The sequence below is a fragment of the Corallococcus sp. BB11-1 genome (assembly GCF_026626625.1).
In the GTDB taxonomy this organism is placed as follows: domain Bacteria; phylum Myxococcota; class Myxococcia; order Myxococcales; family Myxococcaceae; genus Corallococcus; species Corallococcus soli.
In genome coordinates this window covers 14,073-28,134 of record NZ_JAPNJY010000031.1, presented here as the reverse complement: position 1 = coordinate 28,134, position 14,062 = coordinate 14,073, and the positions used below count along the sequence as shown (strand labels likewise).

Below are 14,062 nucleotides of genomic sequence, written 5' to 3'. Positions count from 1 at the left end.
GTGGCGTTTCGGGAGCGGACCCCCCCACCGGCAGGGTGCCCCCCATGAACGCGTCCCGTTTCCTCGCAGGACTGCTCTTCTCGCTGACCCTCCTCATTGGCGCCGAGGCGTCCGCGCAGAGCTGCACGACGCTGGTGAACTCCCAGTTCAGCTGGGTGCAGCAGGGCGGCGGCTACTTCCTCCACGTGACGGGCGTGACGTTGAAGCCCGCCACGGGCTCGGTGGGGGCGGTGGCTTCGCACTTCACGGGCAGTCTGAGCGGCTACGTGGCCCAGAGCTGGTATCTGAATCCCATCACCGGGACGCTGACCCGGATCCCCGCCCGGATCACCAGCCCCGCCAACAGCGGGCGCCAGGGCTTCAACGACCGGGGCTATTCCTCCACGCAGGGGGGCGTCACGCGCTACCAGAACTTCTCCGTCTTCGCCCAGGACAACATCCAGCTCGGACTGGATGACACCGGCAAGATGACCATCACCTTCAACACCTGGGGCAACGGACAGATCACCCTCGCGTCGCCCACCTGCTCCGGCAACGTGCTGACGGGCTTCTCCGGAAGCACGATGTATGCCTTCACCTTCGAGCAGTTCTACCTGGGCTGAGCCCAGGCACCCGCCTCGCGCGGCTTCCAATGCCTCGCATTGGAATGCCACCCCTCCGGGTGGGGCCCGGAGGGGAGTGGGCGCTCCCGGTTCGCGTGTCCCAGCGCCGCGAAAGTCAGACGCGGTGCTTCACGCGGGCTGGCGCACGTAGTTCAGGAAGACGACGCCGCTCGCCAGCGCGCGAACCCCGGTGAGCTGGAGGCGCTGGGGCGAAAAGCCCGTGTCGACGAGCTTGATGCCTGAACCGACGATGACGGGATTGAGCTTGATGACATACGCGTCGATCTCCGGGCGCAGCTCGGCCGCGAGCGCGCCGCCACCACACAGCCAGATGCCGCGCCCCTCCCGGGCCTTCAGCTCACGCACGGTGGCGAGCGGGGTGGTGGAGATCGTGACCTTGGGGTCCGGGCTCTGGGTGAGGGTGCGGGAGAAGACGTAGTGCTCCAGGTGGGGATACGCATTGGTGACGCCCGCGTCCAACCCCACCTGGTAGGTGTTGCGTCCCTCCAGCACCGTGTCGAAGTGCTGGCCCGGACCGGAGAGGCCCCGGAACGCGCGGTAGCTGGCGGGGAGCGTCTCCGGATACTCGGCGGCGATCGCGTCCAGGTAGTCCGGCTCCATCTTGAAGAAGTCGTAGGCTCCCTGGGGCGAGGCGATGAAGCCATCCAGGGTGCTGGCGACGTAGTAGGTGAGTCTTCGCATGGCGGTCCTGTCTCCTTTCGCCCTTGCTTACCATCGCGGTGGAGGGCCGGGCAGCCGGTGCTTCGTGGAACGCACACGTCTGCTAGAACCGGACACGGGGCCCCGTGGAGGGGCAGGCTGGAGGGTGTCCATATGCGGGTGCTGTGGTTCCTGGGAGGCGCGGTGACAGGGGCGGTCCTGACGCTCGTCACCGGCGTCGTGCTCTGGTTGCAGGAGACGGGGCCCAGGCGGGCCCAGATCGAGGTCCGGGTGGAGAACCACACCGGACAGGACGTGCAGGAGGTCCGCCTGGAGCATGCGGATGGTCAGGTCGTCCACCGCCTGCTGCTCAAGGGGGACTCCCTGGCCATGTCCTACGTGCCCCGGGGGGAGTCGTCGTACCGGCTCCTCGCGGTGCTGGAGGATGGCCGGGAATTGCGTGGTGGCGCCGGCTACATCGAAAGCGGAGCACGGACCCGGGAGGTGCTGGAGCCGGAGCGGGTGGTGTCCTCCGACCCGTGACGTCTGGCGTTGCGCGTCCACGCCTGGGGTGAAAGGCATGTCAATCGTAGGGCAGCCCGGCCTCTTCGAGCGCCCACCGGACCCGGAGGTCTCGCACCAGCCCCTGCGCGAACGGCGGCACCCACTTGAATGCACTGATTGAGATCATGTCCCGGTGGCTCCCCTGGCCGTGAGCGGCCGGTGGGCACTCTGGCCACGACACCCGGGGTGCTCAAGAGCTTCCCGGGCCCTTCAGGCCTCGTGACGGGATGTGGTCTACATTCCAACCCATGAACCCCGTCCGCCCTGCCCTCGTCCCGGGTCTGCTCTGCCTCCTGGCGCTGCTTCCCTCCGCGGCCCCGGCCCAGGCGCCCCGGGGCCGTGCTCGCGCGAGCGACCTGGGCGTCTTCCTGGGCGGAACCCCGGGCGCGCTCAATGCCATCACCGACGTGAAGGGCGTGGAGGTCGGCCACGCGACGCTCCACTCCGGCGAGGCCGCGCCTGGCTCGCCCCAGGTCCGTACCGGCGTCACCGCCGTGCTGCCCCGGGGCCGGGACGCGGTGGCGCAGCCCGTGTTCGCGGCGACCCACGCGCTGAATGGCAGCGGTGAGATGACCGGCACGCATTGGGTGAAGGAGTCCGGTCTGCTCTCCGGGCCCGTGATGATCAGCAACACGCACGCCGTGGGCGCCGTGCACGAAGGCGTGATTGCCTGGGCGCAGAAGCGCGACCTGACCTGGGAGCTGGGGCTGCCCCTGGTGGCGGAGACCTGGGATGGCATGCTCAACGACATCGACGGCTTCCACGTCCGGCCCACCCACGCCATGCAAGCCATAGACGCCGCACGGCCGGGCCCGGTGCCGGAGGGCTCCGTGGGCGGTGGGACGGGCATGGTCTGCCATGGGTTCAAGGGCGGCATCGGCACGTCCTCGCGCAGGATGCCGGCGGAGCAGGGGGGCTACACGCTCGGCGTGCTCGTCCAGTGCAACTACGGCAGCCGGCGGCTGCTCTCCGTCGCCGGGGTTCCCGTGGGCGAGGAGATCCCCGACCTTCGCGCCTGCTACGCGGGGGCCCAGCCTCCGAAGGGGCCCTTCTTCCGCCAGATGAAGCCCTGCTCGCCCGGGACCGGCGTCAAACCCACGCATCCCGAAGGGATGGGGTCCATCATCGTGGTGGTGGCCACGGACGCGCCGCTCCTGCCGCACCAGTTGGAGCGCATCGCCCGGCGGGTGCCGCTCGCCATCGGGAAGATGGGCGGGTTGGGGGAGGACTTCTCCGGCGACATCTTCCTCGCGTTCTCCACCCAGCCCACGCAGCCGGCGGCCGGGGTCCCCTTCGCCAGCGTCGCCATGCTGGAGAACGAGCGGCTCAACCCGCTCTTCGAGGCCACGGTGCAGGCCACCCAGGAGGCCATCCTGAACGCGATGCTGGTCTCCGACACGATGACCGGCAATCAGGGCGCGCGCGTGTATGGCCTTCCCCACGACCGTCTGGTGAAGGCCCTGCGCAAGGCCGGGCGGCTGCCTCCGGCCGCGAAGCCGACGCCGAAGAAGTGACCCCTGCGCCTCGCGCGCCTTTCCGCGTCCCCATGCCCTGCGCCATGCTGCTTCGCGAGCGCCCACCGCGCCGGGCCCGGGACCGGGGAAGGCCGTGGGGGCGCGTGCGCTGGAAGGGGATGCGGGATGGAATTGACGGGAGAGTACGGGCCTCCGCGGGATGAGCAGGAAGTCACCGCGGTCGTGGACATCACCGCGCAGGCCTTCGCCATGGCCGCCGCGGACTCCGACAGCGTGGTGCGCAAGAACCACGCATCGCAGCTCCTGCGCCTGCTGCGTCACGACGGGCAGGTGGCGGCCACGCTCACCCTCATCCGCATGGGCCAGTTCCTGGGCGGCCGCTCGGTGCCCATCATCGGCGTGGGCGGGGTGGGCGTCGCGCCCGAGCACCGGGGGGCCGGGGCCGCCACGCGCCTCTTCCATCACTTCCTGCGTGAGATGCGCGACGAGGGGGCGCCCCTGTCGGTGCTCTTCCCCGCGACGCAGCCGCTCTACCGGCGCGTGGGCTACGAGCAGGCCGGTGCCCGGTATGAGATCCGCGTGGACGCCTCCTCGCTGGAGCTGGGGGAGCGCTCGCTGACCCTGCGCCCCATGCGGCCCTCGGACGAGGCGGCGGTGGACGCGTGCTACCGGCGCTTCGCCGCCCAGCGCCACGGCTGGCTGGACCGGGGGGACTACATCTGGCGGCGCGTGCGCACGCCGCGCCACGACACGGCGCACGGCTTCGTCGTGGAGGGCGACTCCGGCCTGGAGGGCTTCGTGTACCTCATCCGGAGCCTCGCGCCGCAGGGCGCGGTGCCCAAGCAGTTGCTGAAGCTCAACGACCTGGTAGCCACCACGCCCGCCGCCGCGCGGCGGCTGCTGCGCTTCATCGGGGACCACCGCTCGCTGGCGCAGGACGTGGTGTGGTACGGCGGCGCGGACGAGCCGCTGCTCGCGCTGCTGCGTGAGCAGACGTACCAGGTGAAGCTGTCCATGCACTGGATGACGCGGCTGCTGGATGTCCCGAAGGCGCTGGAGGCCCGGGGCTGGCCGCAAGGCCTGTCCGGCGCGCTGCACCTGGACGTGGCGGACGACGTCCTGCCCCAGAACCAGGGGCGCTTCGTGCTGGAGGTGGAAGGCGGCGCCGCGCGCGTGCGGCCGGGCGGGGAGGGACGGCTGCGGCTGCACGTGCGCGCCCTGGCCCCGCTCTTCACCGGCTTCCTGACGCCCCGGGCGCTCCAACTGGCCGGGATGCTGGACGCGGACGACGCGTCGCTCGACGTGGCGGCCGCCCTGTTCGCCGGGCCCGCGCCGTCCCTGCGCGACATGTTCTGACGCGGGCCGGGGCCCGGCTACCCCGGGCCGCCCGGGAGTGGTAGGAGCGCGTCCTCGCCAGACAGGAGGCTCACGTGCGCGCGTTCGTCACCGGGGGTTCGGGGTTCGTCGGGAAGCACCTGCTCGCGGCGCTCGCGAAGCGCGGGGTGCCGGCGCGCGCGCTGGCCCGCTCGCCCGCGGCCGTGGCGGCGGTGCAGGCCGCTGGCGGCGAGCCGTGGGAAGGCGACCTGAGCGACCCGGAGCGGCTGCGCCTGGGCATGGAGGGCTGCGACACCGTCTTCCACGCCGCCGCGCATGTGCGCACGTCGGGCCCGCGCGCGGAGCTCTACGAGGCCAACGTGCGCGGCACGGAGTCCGTGCTGGAGGCGGCGCGCGCGGCCGGGGTGAAGCGCCTGGTGCACGTGAGCACCCAGGGTGTGCTGGTGGACGGCGGCCCCATGGTCCGCCTCGACGAAACGCGCCCGCTGCCCCAGCGCCCCGTGGGCGCGTACCCGTCCACCAAGGGCGAGGCCGAACGCCGGGTGCTCAGCGTCAACTCCGCGGACTTCACCACCGTCGCGGTGCGGCCCCCGCTCGTCTGGGGACCCGGGGACACCACCGCGCTGCCCGCGATGGTGGCCGCGGTGAAGTCCGGGCGCTTCCGCTGGATTGGTGGCGGGCGCTACCTGACGTCCACCTGCCACGTGGCCAACGTCGTGGAGGGGCTGCTGCTGGCGGCGGAGAAGGGGCAGGGCGGCCAGGCCTACTTCCTCACCGACGGCGCGCCGGTGGAGTTCCGCGCCTTCGTCACCGCGCTCCTGAAGACGCAGGGCGTGGAGCCCGGTGACAAGACCCTGCCCACCTCGCTCGCGGCGATGATGGCGGTGGTGGGGGATCTCCTCTGGGACGTGCTGGGCCTGAAGGGCGCCCCGCCGCTGTCGCGCACGGAGCTGCTGCTGGGAGGGCAGGAGGTGACGGTGAGCGACGAGAAGGCCCGGCTGGAGCTGGGCTACACGGGCAGCGTGTCGCGCGAGGAGGGCCTGCGCGCCCTGGCGGTGAACGCCGGCTGAAGCGCGCACGGGCCCCCCAGGTGCGGTAGCCTCCCGGGCCATGCGCAGGTTCGAGTTCGTCGACGGCAACAGCTCCAAGTTCTGGATGCCCGAATTGCAGGGCGCCACCTTCATCGTCACCTACGGCCGCATCGGCACGGCCGGGCAGCGCAAGGAGAAGGCCTTCCCGGACGAGGAAGCCGCCCTGCGCGAGTACACCAAGAAGGTCGCGGAGAAGGTGCGCGAGGGCTACGCCGAGGTCAGCACGGGCGAGGCCCCCGCCGCGCCGCCCCCGAAGGTCGCAGTCGCGGCTCCGCCCGCGAAGCTCGTGCTGCCCCGCCGCGTGGCGCCCGCCACGCCCGGCCCCGAGCTGGTGGCCGCCGCGGGCGCCGCGCTGGCCTCGCTCCAGTCGCGCCTCAAGGGCCCCAGCTGGAAGGTGACGCGGCTGGCGCGCAAGGCCCGGCGGGCGCTGCGGGCCCTTGGCGGCGTGGACCCCGCGGCGCACCCCGCGCTGGCCGCGCCCTTCGCCGCGCTGATGGCGCACGTGGTGGGCCCCAAGGCCGAAGGCCGGCTGCCGGTGCGCCACGCGCTGGGGCTGCTGTCCGCGGTGGACGTGGCGGCCTTCCAGCGGGCGGCGCAGATGTGGCAGGCCGCGCCCGCGGGCTCGGTGCCGACGGGCGTGGCCGCCGCGCGGTCGCTGGGAGACCCGGAGCTGGCGCTGCGCGTGACGGCGCTCCTCGCGGAGCGTCCCGAACTGCGCGACGGCTCCGAGGACGCCTGGACCAAGCGCTGGGGCGTGCTCAAGCCGCACGTGGAGGCCCACCTGGGAGACGCGGGCAGCTCGCTGGCGGCCTTCGTCGGTGGGGTGGACGCGGGCGGTGACGCGCACCTGTCGAAGCGGCTCGCCCGGCTGGGGGCGTGACGGGGCGCGCCCCTCAGGGCGCCCCGTTCGTGGCGCTCGCGGCCCCTGCCTCCGAGGGCGCGGGGGGCGAGGTGGGCTGGCGGTCCATCTCCTCCGTGGGATAGCCGCGCGCCGCGTCCAGGTACTTCTTCGGCTGCACCCGCCGGCGCGCCGCCCGGCTCAACCCCTCCGGACTCAAGAGCGTGGGCTCCGCTTCGCCCGTCTTCTCCACGACGTGTCCATCGCAGAAGAACCACTCGGTGTGCCCGTCCGGCGACTGCCGCGCGAAGTAGAGGTCCGGCTGGCCCACCTGCGGATCCTTCGAGCACCAGGTCCCGCGCGCCTTCGCCTCGCGCTCCGGCGCCTCGTCCCGCCACTTCTTCTGCGCCTCGCGCAGCGCCGCCGCGGCCTGGATCTTCGGCCCCAGCGCCAGCCGCTCCCGCGCCTCCTGCATCACCTCCGCGCCCCGCTGGGCCAGGTCCGGGAACGCCCCCGTGTTCCGGAAGCCGCAGGCCCGCAGGGCGCGCAGGTTGCCTTCGTGCACCTTCATCACCGGCGGCAGCGTGCGCAGCCCCTCCTCCAGCAGCGCCAGGTGCCCGGGCTGGTCCGGCGACTTCAGGTCCTGCGCGTGCGCCGTCTCCCGGACGAAGCGCGCCAGCAGCCCGTTCACCGCCGTCAGCTCGTCGGAGAACCAGCGCGGCTCCGAGTCACAGGGGCTCGCCTTCGACCCCGCGTAGTCCCGATACTCCGCGCGCGACATGCCCAGGGCGTAGTGCTGGATGGGCGGGGCCTGCTTCGCCGCGCATCCACCGAGCACGAGCCCCGCGCCCAGTCCCAGGAGCGTGATTCGCCAACCCGTTGCCATCATGGGGCCAGTCTGCCATCCGTTTTGAGGACAAACAAACTTCCAGGAGTGCGTCCGGAGGCTTCCCCCTCCGGGGGGCGACCGGCCAGGGGTGAAGGGGTGCGTGACATGGTTGTGACAACGGCGCCGCCGGGGTTCCAGGCGGTGCGACCCGGGGTACGAGGCAGGACATGAAGCCCCGGGTCCTCCTCCTCATTGGCGTCCTGGCCGCGGCGTTCGGCGTGTTCTACCTGCTGGCGGCCCCGGAAGCGCCGCGCACGGTGGCGCCGGACTCGGGGGTGGGGCCCGTGCGTCCGCCGCCGCGCCGGAAGGTGACGGACATCACGTTCCTCTACAGCACGGAGAAGCGCGAGTGGGTGGAGGCGGCGCTCGCGCAGTTCCAGTCCTCGCATCCGCACGTGCGGGTGACGCTGGTGGGGCGGGGGTCGCTGGACGCGGCCCAGGCCATCCTGGAGGGCCGCGAGCAGCCCACGGTGTGGAGCCCGGCGGACAGCGCGGTGCTGCGCATGCTCGCGGCGGACTGGGCGACGGACGCCTCGCACGGGCCGCTGTTCGCGACGCAGGGGGACGCCGCGCCCCAGCCGCTGGTCATCACCCCGCTGGTGTTCGTGGGCTGGCAGGACCGGATGGAGGTGCTGCGCAAGGCGGGCGGGGGCGGGGGGCTGTCGTGGAAGACGCTCCAGCGCGCGGTGGCGAGCGACCAGGGCTGGCCTTCGGTGGGCGGCCCCGCCCAGTGGGGCTTCGTGAAGCTGGGCCACACCGACCCGACGAAGTCCAACTCCGGCCTCCAGGCGCTGCTGTCCGCGACGCTGGAGTACCTGGGGCGCAGGGCTGGGGTGAAGCAGGCGGACCTGTTGGAGCCGGGCTACCAGGACTGGCTCCGGCGGCTGGAGCGGGGCGTGACGCGCTTCGAGCCCTCCACCGGCATCTTCATGACGGACCTGGTGCGCTTCGGGCCGTCCCGCTACGACCTGGCGCTGGTGTACGAGAGCCTGGTCATCTCGCACCTGGGCCACGCGCAGGGGCGCTGGGGGCAGCTCCAGGTGGACTACCCGCCGGTGACGCTGTGGAGCGACCATCCGGCGGCGGTGTTGCAAGCGGAGTGGGTGACGCCCGAGCAGCGCGAGGCCGCGCTGGAGTGGGTGGGCTTCCTGCGCAGCCGGCCGGTGCAGGCGCGGGCCCTGGCGTTCGGCTTCCGGCCCGCGGACGCCTCGGTGCCGCTGAAGACCCCGGACGCGGACAACCCCTTCACGCGGCTCGCGGCCCACGGCATCCGGGTGGACGTGCCGCCCGCGGCGGAGGTGCCGGACGCGGACGTGCTGCGCACGCTGCTGGACCTGTGGACCCGCATCGGCGTGGGGCGCTGAAGCCCCGGCCCTCGCGCCCCCTGTGACGGAAGCGCGAAGGTGAAGCGGCCTACGGGGCGATACCGCGCTCGAAGGTGGCCAGCTGCACTTCCAGCTTCCACTGCATCGAGGCCCGCTTGTTGGCGGCGAGGAAGCCCTCACAGCCGGTGGACGGGGGGGCCTGCTCCGGCTTGTCGGAGGCGCAGGCGCTCACGGCCGCGGTGAAGTCATCGCGGCGGGCCCAGAGGCTGTCGCCCTCCGCGAAGGCATGCTCCAGGCTGGCGCGCGCCATCATCTTGAGCGTCTTGTAGTCCAGCCCCTGCGCGGTGGCGGCGGCGACGTACTCCTGGGTGATGTCCCCGCGCAGGATGCCCGAGTCATCCGTCGCCAGGGCCACCGGCACCTTGTTCTTCAGGTACGCGGAGAGTGGGTGCGCGTCTCCCGTCATGCCCAGCAGGACGCGGTTGGAGGTCAGGCAGATCTCCACCATCACGCCCGCCTCGTGCATGTCGCGCAGCAGGTCCTCGGCGCCGTCGCCGGCCGTCTCGCTCAGCACGTCCGCGCCATGGCCGATGCGCTCCGCGTGGGCCTTCTCCACGGCCTCGCGGATGTGGAAGTTCATGTGCTGCTGGTCCTGCGGCTGGAGCACCGAAGGGATGAGCTCGCCGGCGTGCAGCGAGACGTGCACCAGCTTGCGGCCGACCTCCTGGTCGTTGAAGTCGTCGAGCGTGCCCAGGGCGAACATCTCATCCTGGTAGAACGCGAGCGAGTTGGCGTTCTCCTCCGGCGACACCAGGTTCACGCCGACGATTTCGGGAACCTTCTGGGCCAGCTCATAGGCATACACCCACTGCCCGAAGACGTTCGTCCGGTCCGCCGTGCGGTTGGCGGAGACCAGCAGGCGCACGTCCACGTTGCAGCCGGGATCCGGCTGGGCCGTGGCACAGCCGAGCAGCTCGCGGGTGCCCTTCAGGGTGTTCGCGATGCTGGCGGCCTGCGCCGTCAGCGCGCTCTGGAAGTCCGGCAGCGCGATGAGCTGCTGCCGCTTCGCCAGCAGGGTCGCCTTGTCCCAGACGTCGGTGGAGGCGAACAGCGGCGTGGCCAGCCGGCCGCCCGTGCCGGCGCCAAAGCCCTGCATCAGCTCCACGTAGACCTGATTGTGCCTGCCCGCGCGTGACAGGATGTCCGCGTAGCTGTCGTCATTGCGCGTGTCGTTCTGCACGGCGCCGTACTTGCCGAAGGCGTCGAAGAAGTGCTGGTGCGCGCTCAACAGCGGGCCCGGGTGGTCCTCCATGGACCACGCGCTCATCACGGCGTCGTAGAGGGCGCGGTCGCTCTCCGTGGTGGACAGCGGCACCGAACCGGCCGCGCACGGGTTGCTGGCCACGTAGGTCGTCGTGTTCACGCACGCGCCGTCCTCCGCCCCCCACGCAATCAGCTTCTCCGTGGTGATGGCACCGGAGGTGTGGCTGTGCAGGTCGCCGCCCTTGGGCATGTCGAACAGGAAGGTCCCGAGCGCCGTGGCGTCGCCGCGCAGCGACTCCATGTGCTCGTTGACGCGCTCCTCGCGCGTCTTCTCGACCGGCGGGATGGGGTCCTCTTCATTGCAGGCGCTCAGGCCCAGCGCGGCGACGATGGCGAATGAGGAAAGCTTGAACATGACGGTGGCGGTCCTTCGTGGAGGGAGGGGACGCTCCGTACAGGTTGCCAGGAAGAACGCGAAGTTTTTCCTGTTTATCTTGAAATGCGAGAATGTGTCTGGGAATGGCTTTGGCCTGGGACCCGGGTCGCAGGGCCCCGGGGGACTCCTCCTTCCGGAGGGTCGGAGACACGGCGGAAGGTGGACAGTCCGGTGCCCCTGGATGCTGGCGCGGGTGGTGGGCGGGGCTCCGCCCATGGCACGCTCGACGGGAATGCGAAGCCTGAGGAGTCTCCTCCTGACGTCGTGCGGGGTCGTCGCGCTCACGGGCTGCCGGTGCGCGACGCCGGCCCCAGCTCCCTCGCCTGAAACCCGCGCGCCCCCGGCGGCGCTCCGGTCCGTGGAGTCCTTCGCGGACATCCAGGACGCCCGCGAGCGCTCCGTGGCGCTCTTCGTCGAAGCGGGCCGGGTGATTGCCCATCCCCGCTGCACCAGCTGCCACCCGGCGGATGGGCGGCCCCGCCAGGGGATGGAGCAGCGCGCCCATGTCCCGGCGGTGGTGGGAGGCGAGGACGGCCACGGACCTCCCGGGCTGCCCTGCACGGCCTGCCATCAGGCGACGAACACCCCCACGGTGGGCGCCACCGTGGCCAGCATCCCCGGCAACCCGAAGTGGGCGCTGGCGCCGGTGGAGATGGCGTGGGTGGGGCACTCGCTGGGCGCCATCTGCGAACAGCTCAAGGACCCGAAGCGCAACGGGGGCAAGGACCTGGCGGCGCTCCAGCACCACATGGCGAAGGACGAACTCGTGGGCTGGGGCTGGGACCCGGGCCCGGGGCGACAGCCGGTGCCCGGCACGCAGGCCGCGTTCGGCAGGCTCTTCCAGGCGTGGGTGGACTCCGGCGCCTACTGCCCGGAGCCCTGAGCCCGGCGCAGCGCCGCCAGCCGCTCTGGCGTCACCGGCAGGTCGCGCACGCGCAGCCCCGTCGCGGCGAACACGGCGTTGGCGAGCGCCGCGGGCGCGGGCCCCTGGCTCGCCTCTCCCGCGCCCAGGAACGGCTCCTCCGGACGGTCGATGAGCTGCACGTCCACGGGAGGCGCTTCGGAGAAGGTGAGGATGGGATAGCCCTCCCAGTCGCGCGACAGGATGCGCCGTGCGTCGTGGTGGACGGCCTCCTTCAGGCTCCAGCTCAGCGACTGGAGCAGCCCCCCTTCCAACTGGTTGGCCAGCCCGTCCGGGTTGACCACCTCGCCCGCGTCGGCGGCGAGCACGGCGCGCACCACGCGCGGCGCGTGCGTCGCGGGATCGACGAAGACCTCCAGGCACACCGCGCAGTACGCCGCCAGGTTCTTGTACCGGGCGAAGGCCAGGCCCCGGCCGTGGTGCGGCCTGCGCTCGAAGCGGCTCCAGCCGAACCGCTCCGTCGCGCGGAGGATGACCGCCTTCGCCCGCGGGTCCTGGAGCTGCCGCAGGCGGTACTCCGCCGGGTCCACGCCCGCCGAGTGCGCCAGCTCGTCCACGAAGGACTCAATCGAGAAGACGTTCGCGTAGGCGCCCAGGCCGCGCATGGACGACACGCGCAGGGGCATCGCCCTCACGAAGTGCGTCGTCACCGTCTGGCCGGGAAAGACATACAGCGGGATGGCATTGCGGTCGGCGGAGTAGCTCGGCGGCCCGCCATTCCTCGGCGTCGGCTGCGCGAACGGCTTCGCCAGCGAACGGCCCGCCAGCAGGTTGCCGGGCTCGGCGAAGGGCCGGGTCCCGTGCGACGTGGACCACAGCGCGTAATCCCAGTCGAGCACGTCGCCGTTCGCGTCCACGCCCGCGCGCACCTTCGTCACCATCGCGGCGCCGTAGGGTTCGTGGGTGTGTTCGTCCTCGCGCGACCACTGCACGCGCACGGCGTGGCCGGGCAGGGCGCGGGCCAGCAGCGCCGCATCCGCCGCCGCGTCGTCCGCGCCGTTGTGGCCGTAGCACCCGGAGCCCTCCACGTGCCGGCCATGCACCTGCTCCTTTCGGAGCCCCAGCAGCCTCGCGATGGCCTCGGACGTCTCGAAGACACTCTGGCTGTGGGTGTCCACGGTCATCGTGCTCCCGTCCCACGCGGCCACGGCGCAGGACGGCCCGATGGACGCGTGCATCTGGTACGGCCGGCGGTAGGTGGCCTCCAGCGTGCGCGTGGGCGCGACGTCGGTGGGGCGCTCGACGCGGTGGATGACCGCGTCCTGCGTGGGCTGGGCCAGCAACCACGCATGGGGATCCACGGGCAGGGGCGCGCCGTCCTTCCACCGCGCGGCGAGCGCCAGGGCGGCGGCGGCCTTCACGGCCAGCCACTCGCGCGTGGCGATGACGCCCAGGAAGTCTCCGTCCCGCACCACCTTCAGCACGCCGGGCATCGCGGCCACCCGGGACGTCTCCACCGCCACCAGGGAGGCCCCCGGCGTGGGCGCGCGCACGACGCGGCCGTGCACCAGCGTGTCGGGGCGCAGGTCCTGGACGAAGCGCGGCTCGCCGGTGAGCTTCGCGGGCAGGTCCAACCGGGGCAGGGGACGGCCCGCGTGGCGTCGCTGGGAGGCGGCCTTGGGCGCGACGGTGCCGGTGGCCTCGCGGTTCAGCGTCTGCCCACCGACGAGCGCCCAGTACGTGACGGCGCTGCCCCCGGGGGCCCGCACCGTGCCGTCCTGGACGCGCAGCCGCTGCTCCGGGACGCGCAGGCGCGTGGCGGCCATGGACACGAGCAGCGCGCGCACCTCCGCGGAGGCCTGCCGCACGGCCGCCCCGGCGTTGGGGATGGACATGCTGCCGGCGGTGACGCCCTCCGGGGGACAGACACGGGTGTCCCCGGAGAGGATGCGCAGCCGCGCCGGTTCGACGTCCAGCTCGTCCGCGCAGAGCTGCCCCAGCGCGGTGAGGATGCCCTGGCCCAGCTCCACCTTGCCCGTCATCAACGTGACGACGCCGTCCGCGCCGATGCGCAACCACGCATCGAGCCCGGGCGTGCGCGCCAGGTCCCCGGGCAGCCGCCGCCCCTGCCCCTGCGCGGAAGGCGCGGGCACCACCAGCGAGAAGGCCAGCACCAGCGAGCCCTTCAGCACCGAACGTCGGGAGACGCGGGCGCTCACTTCGCCAGCTCCGCCGCCGCGCGCTGCACGGCGCGCACGATGCGGTTGTGCGAACCACACCGGCACAGGTTCGCGTCCAGCGCGGTCCGGATGTCCGCCTCCGTGGGCGAGCGCTTGCGCTGGAGCAGCCCCGCCGCCGTGAGCATCATCCCCGGGATGCAGTACGCGCACTGTCCGGCCTGCTCGGCCAGGAACGCGCGCTGGAGCGCATGAAGGGCTCCATCCGGAGCGCGCAGCCCCTCCAGCGTGGTGAGCTCCCGGCCCTGGAGGGACGCCGCCGGCACGAGGCACGAGCGCACCGGCGCCCCGTCGCGCAGCACGGTGCAGGCCCCACACTGCCCCACGCCGCAGCCGTACTTCGCCCCGTTGAGGCGCAGGGTGTCGCGGAGCACGTAGAGGAGGGGGATGTCCTCCTCTCCCTCACCCGGCTCGATGACGTGGGGCGTCCCGTTGACGGTCAGCGTGAAGGCCATCCGCGAAAACTATCAAGCCCGCGACGCCTG

The 14,062-nt window shown here is 72.5% G+C and carries 13 protein-coding genes and 1 pseudogene; 8 read left to right on the top strand and 6 right to left on the bottom strand.

Annotation, left to right across the window (positions count from 1 at the left end; translation table 11 throughout):
* Positions 1-44: 44 nt before the first annotated feature.
* Positions 45-602 (top strand): hypothetical protein, encoded by a 558-nt coding sequence (locus tag OV207_RS26170; RefSeq protein ID WP_267557828.1) that lies wholly within the window; start codon positions 45-47, stop codon positions 600-602.
* Between the two features lie 129 nt (positions 603-731).
* On the opposite strand, the gene OV207_RS26165 is transcribed toward OV207_RS26170, so the two are convergent.
* The gene (locus OV207_RS26165) at positions 732-1,304 is read right to left on the bottom strand and encodes a dihydrofolate reductase family protein (RefSeq protein WP_267557826.1); all 573 of its coding nucleotides are present in this window, start codon (positions 1,302-1,304) and stop codon (positions 732-734) included.
* A gap of 132 nt (positions 1,305-1,436) precedes the next feature.
* Here OV207_RS26165 and OV207_RS26160 point away from each other — a divergent pair, with 132 nt between their 5' ends.
* Positions 1,437-1,805, top strand: coding sequence for a hypothetical protein (locus OV207_RS26160; protein ID WP_267557825.1), 369 nt, complete (start codon positions 1,437-1,439; stop codon positions 1,803-1,805).
* Between the two features lie 46 nt (positions 1,806-1,851).
* Here the strand turns inward: OV207_RS26160 and OV207_RS26155 are convergent.
* Positions 1,852-1,953 (bottom strand): annotated as a pseudogene (locus tag OV207_RS26155) (glutathione S-transferase family protein); the annotation flags it as partial.
* Between the two features lie 121 nt (positions 1,954-2,074).
* Here OV207_RS26155 and OV207_RS26150 point away from each other — a divergent pair.
* From OV207_RS26150 to OV207_RS26135, 4 genes are all read left to right on the top strand, one after another.
* Positions 2,075-3,340, top strand: a complete 1,266-nt coding sequence (locus OV207_RS26150; protein WP_267557824.1) for a P1 family peptidase — start codon at positions 2,075-2,077, stop codon at positions 3,338-3,340.
* A gap of 126 nt (positions 3,341-3,466) precedes the next feature.
* Entirely contained in the window at positions 3,467-4,657 is a 1,191-nt protein-coding gene (locus OV207_RS26145) for a GNAT family N-acetyltransferase (protein WP_267557823.1), read from the top strand.
* A gap of 74 nt (positions 4,658-4,731) precedes the next feature.
* Positions 4,732-5,706 (top strand): NAD-dependent epimerase/dehydratase family protein, encoded by a 975-nt coding sequence (locus OV207_RS26140; RefSeq protein ID WP_267557822.1) that lies wholly within the window; start codon positions 4,732-4,734, stop codon positions 5,704-5,706.
* Between the two features lie 40 nt (positions 5,707-5,746).
* Entirely contained in the window at positions 5,747-6,607 is an 861-nt protein-coding gene (locus OV207_RS26135) for a WGR domain-containing protein (RefSeq protein ID WP_267557820.1), read from the top strand.
* 13 nt (positions 6,608-6,620) lie between these two features.
* Here the strand turns inward: OV207_RS26135 and OV207_RS26130 are convergent, their stop codons facing one another.
* Positions 6,621-7,454 (bottom strand): hypothetical protein, encoded by an 834-nt coding sequence (locus OV207_RS26130; protein ID WP_267557819.1) that lies wholly within the window; start codon positions 7,452-7,454, stop codon positions 6,621-6,623.
* 167 nt (positions 7,455-7,621) lie between these two features.
* Here OV207_RS26130 and OV207_RS26125 point away from each other — a divergent pair, with 167 nt between their 5' ends.
* A complete protein-coding gene (locus tag OV207_RS26125) occupies positions 7,622-8,818 on the top strand; it encodes a substrate-binding domain-containing protein (RefSeq protein WP_193349216.1) in 1,197 nt (398 codons plus the stop codon).
* Between the two features lie 49 nt (positions 8,819-8,867).
* Here the strand turns inward: OV207_RS26125 and OV207_RS26120 are convergent, their stop codons facing one another.
* Positions 8,868-10,457 carry an adenosine deaminase gene (locus OV207_RS26120; RefSeq protein WP_267557818.1) on the bottom strand — a complete coding sequence of 530 codons (1,590 nt, stop codon included), beginning with the start codon at positions 10,455-10,457 and terminating at the stop codon, positions 8,868-8,870.
* A 253-nt stretch (positions 10,458-10,710) separates the two neighbouring features.
* On the opposite strand from OV207_RS26120, the gene OV207_RS26115 reads away from it, so the two are divergent.
* Complete coding sequence (locus OV207_RS26115; RefSeq protein ID WP_420715263.1) at positions 10,711-11,361, top strand: Isoquinoline 1-oxidoreductase subunit; 651 nt, start codon at positions 10,711-10,713, stop codon at positions 11,359-11,361.
* Here the strand turns inward: OV207_RS26115 and OV207_RS26110 are convergent.
* Together OV207_RS26110 and OV207_RS26105 are read right to left on the bottom strand one after the other, a co-directional pair.
* The gene (locus tag OV207_RS26110) at positions 11,343-13,559 is read right to left on the bottom strand and encodes a xanthine dehydrogenase family protein molybdopterin-binding subunit (RefSeq protein ID WP_267557815.1); all 2,217 of its coding nucleotides are present in this window, start codon (positions 13,557-13,559) and stop codon (positions 11,343-11,345) included. The two genes, OV207_RS26115 and OV207_RS26110, sit on opposite strands and share 19 nt — an antisense overlap.
* The gene (locus OV207_RS26105) at positions 13,556-14,032 is read right to left on the bottom strand and encodes a (2Fe-2S)-binding protein (RefSeq protein ID WP_267557814.1); all 477 of its coding nucleotides are present in this window, start codon (positions 14,030-14,032) and stop codon (positions 13,556-13,558) included. The genes OV207_RS26110 and OV207_RS26105 overlap by 4 nt, the downstream gene beginning before the upstream one ends.
* Between the last annotated feature and the right edge of the window lie 30 nt (positions 14,033-14,062).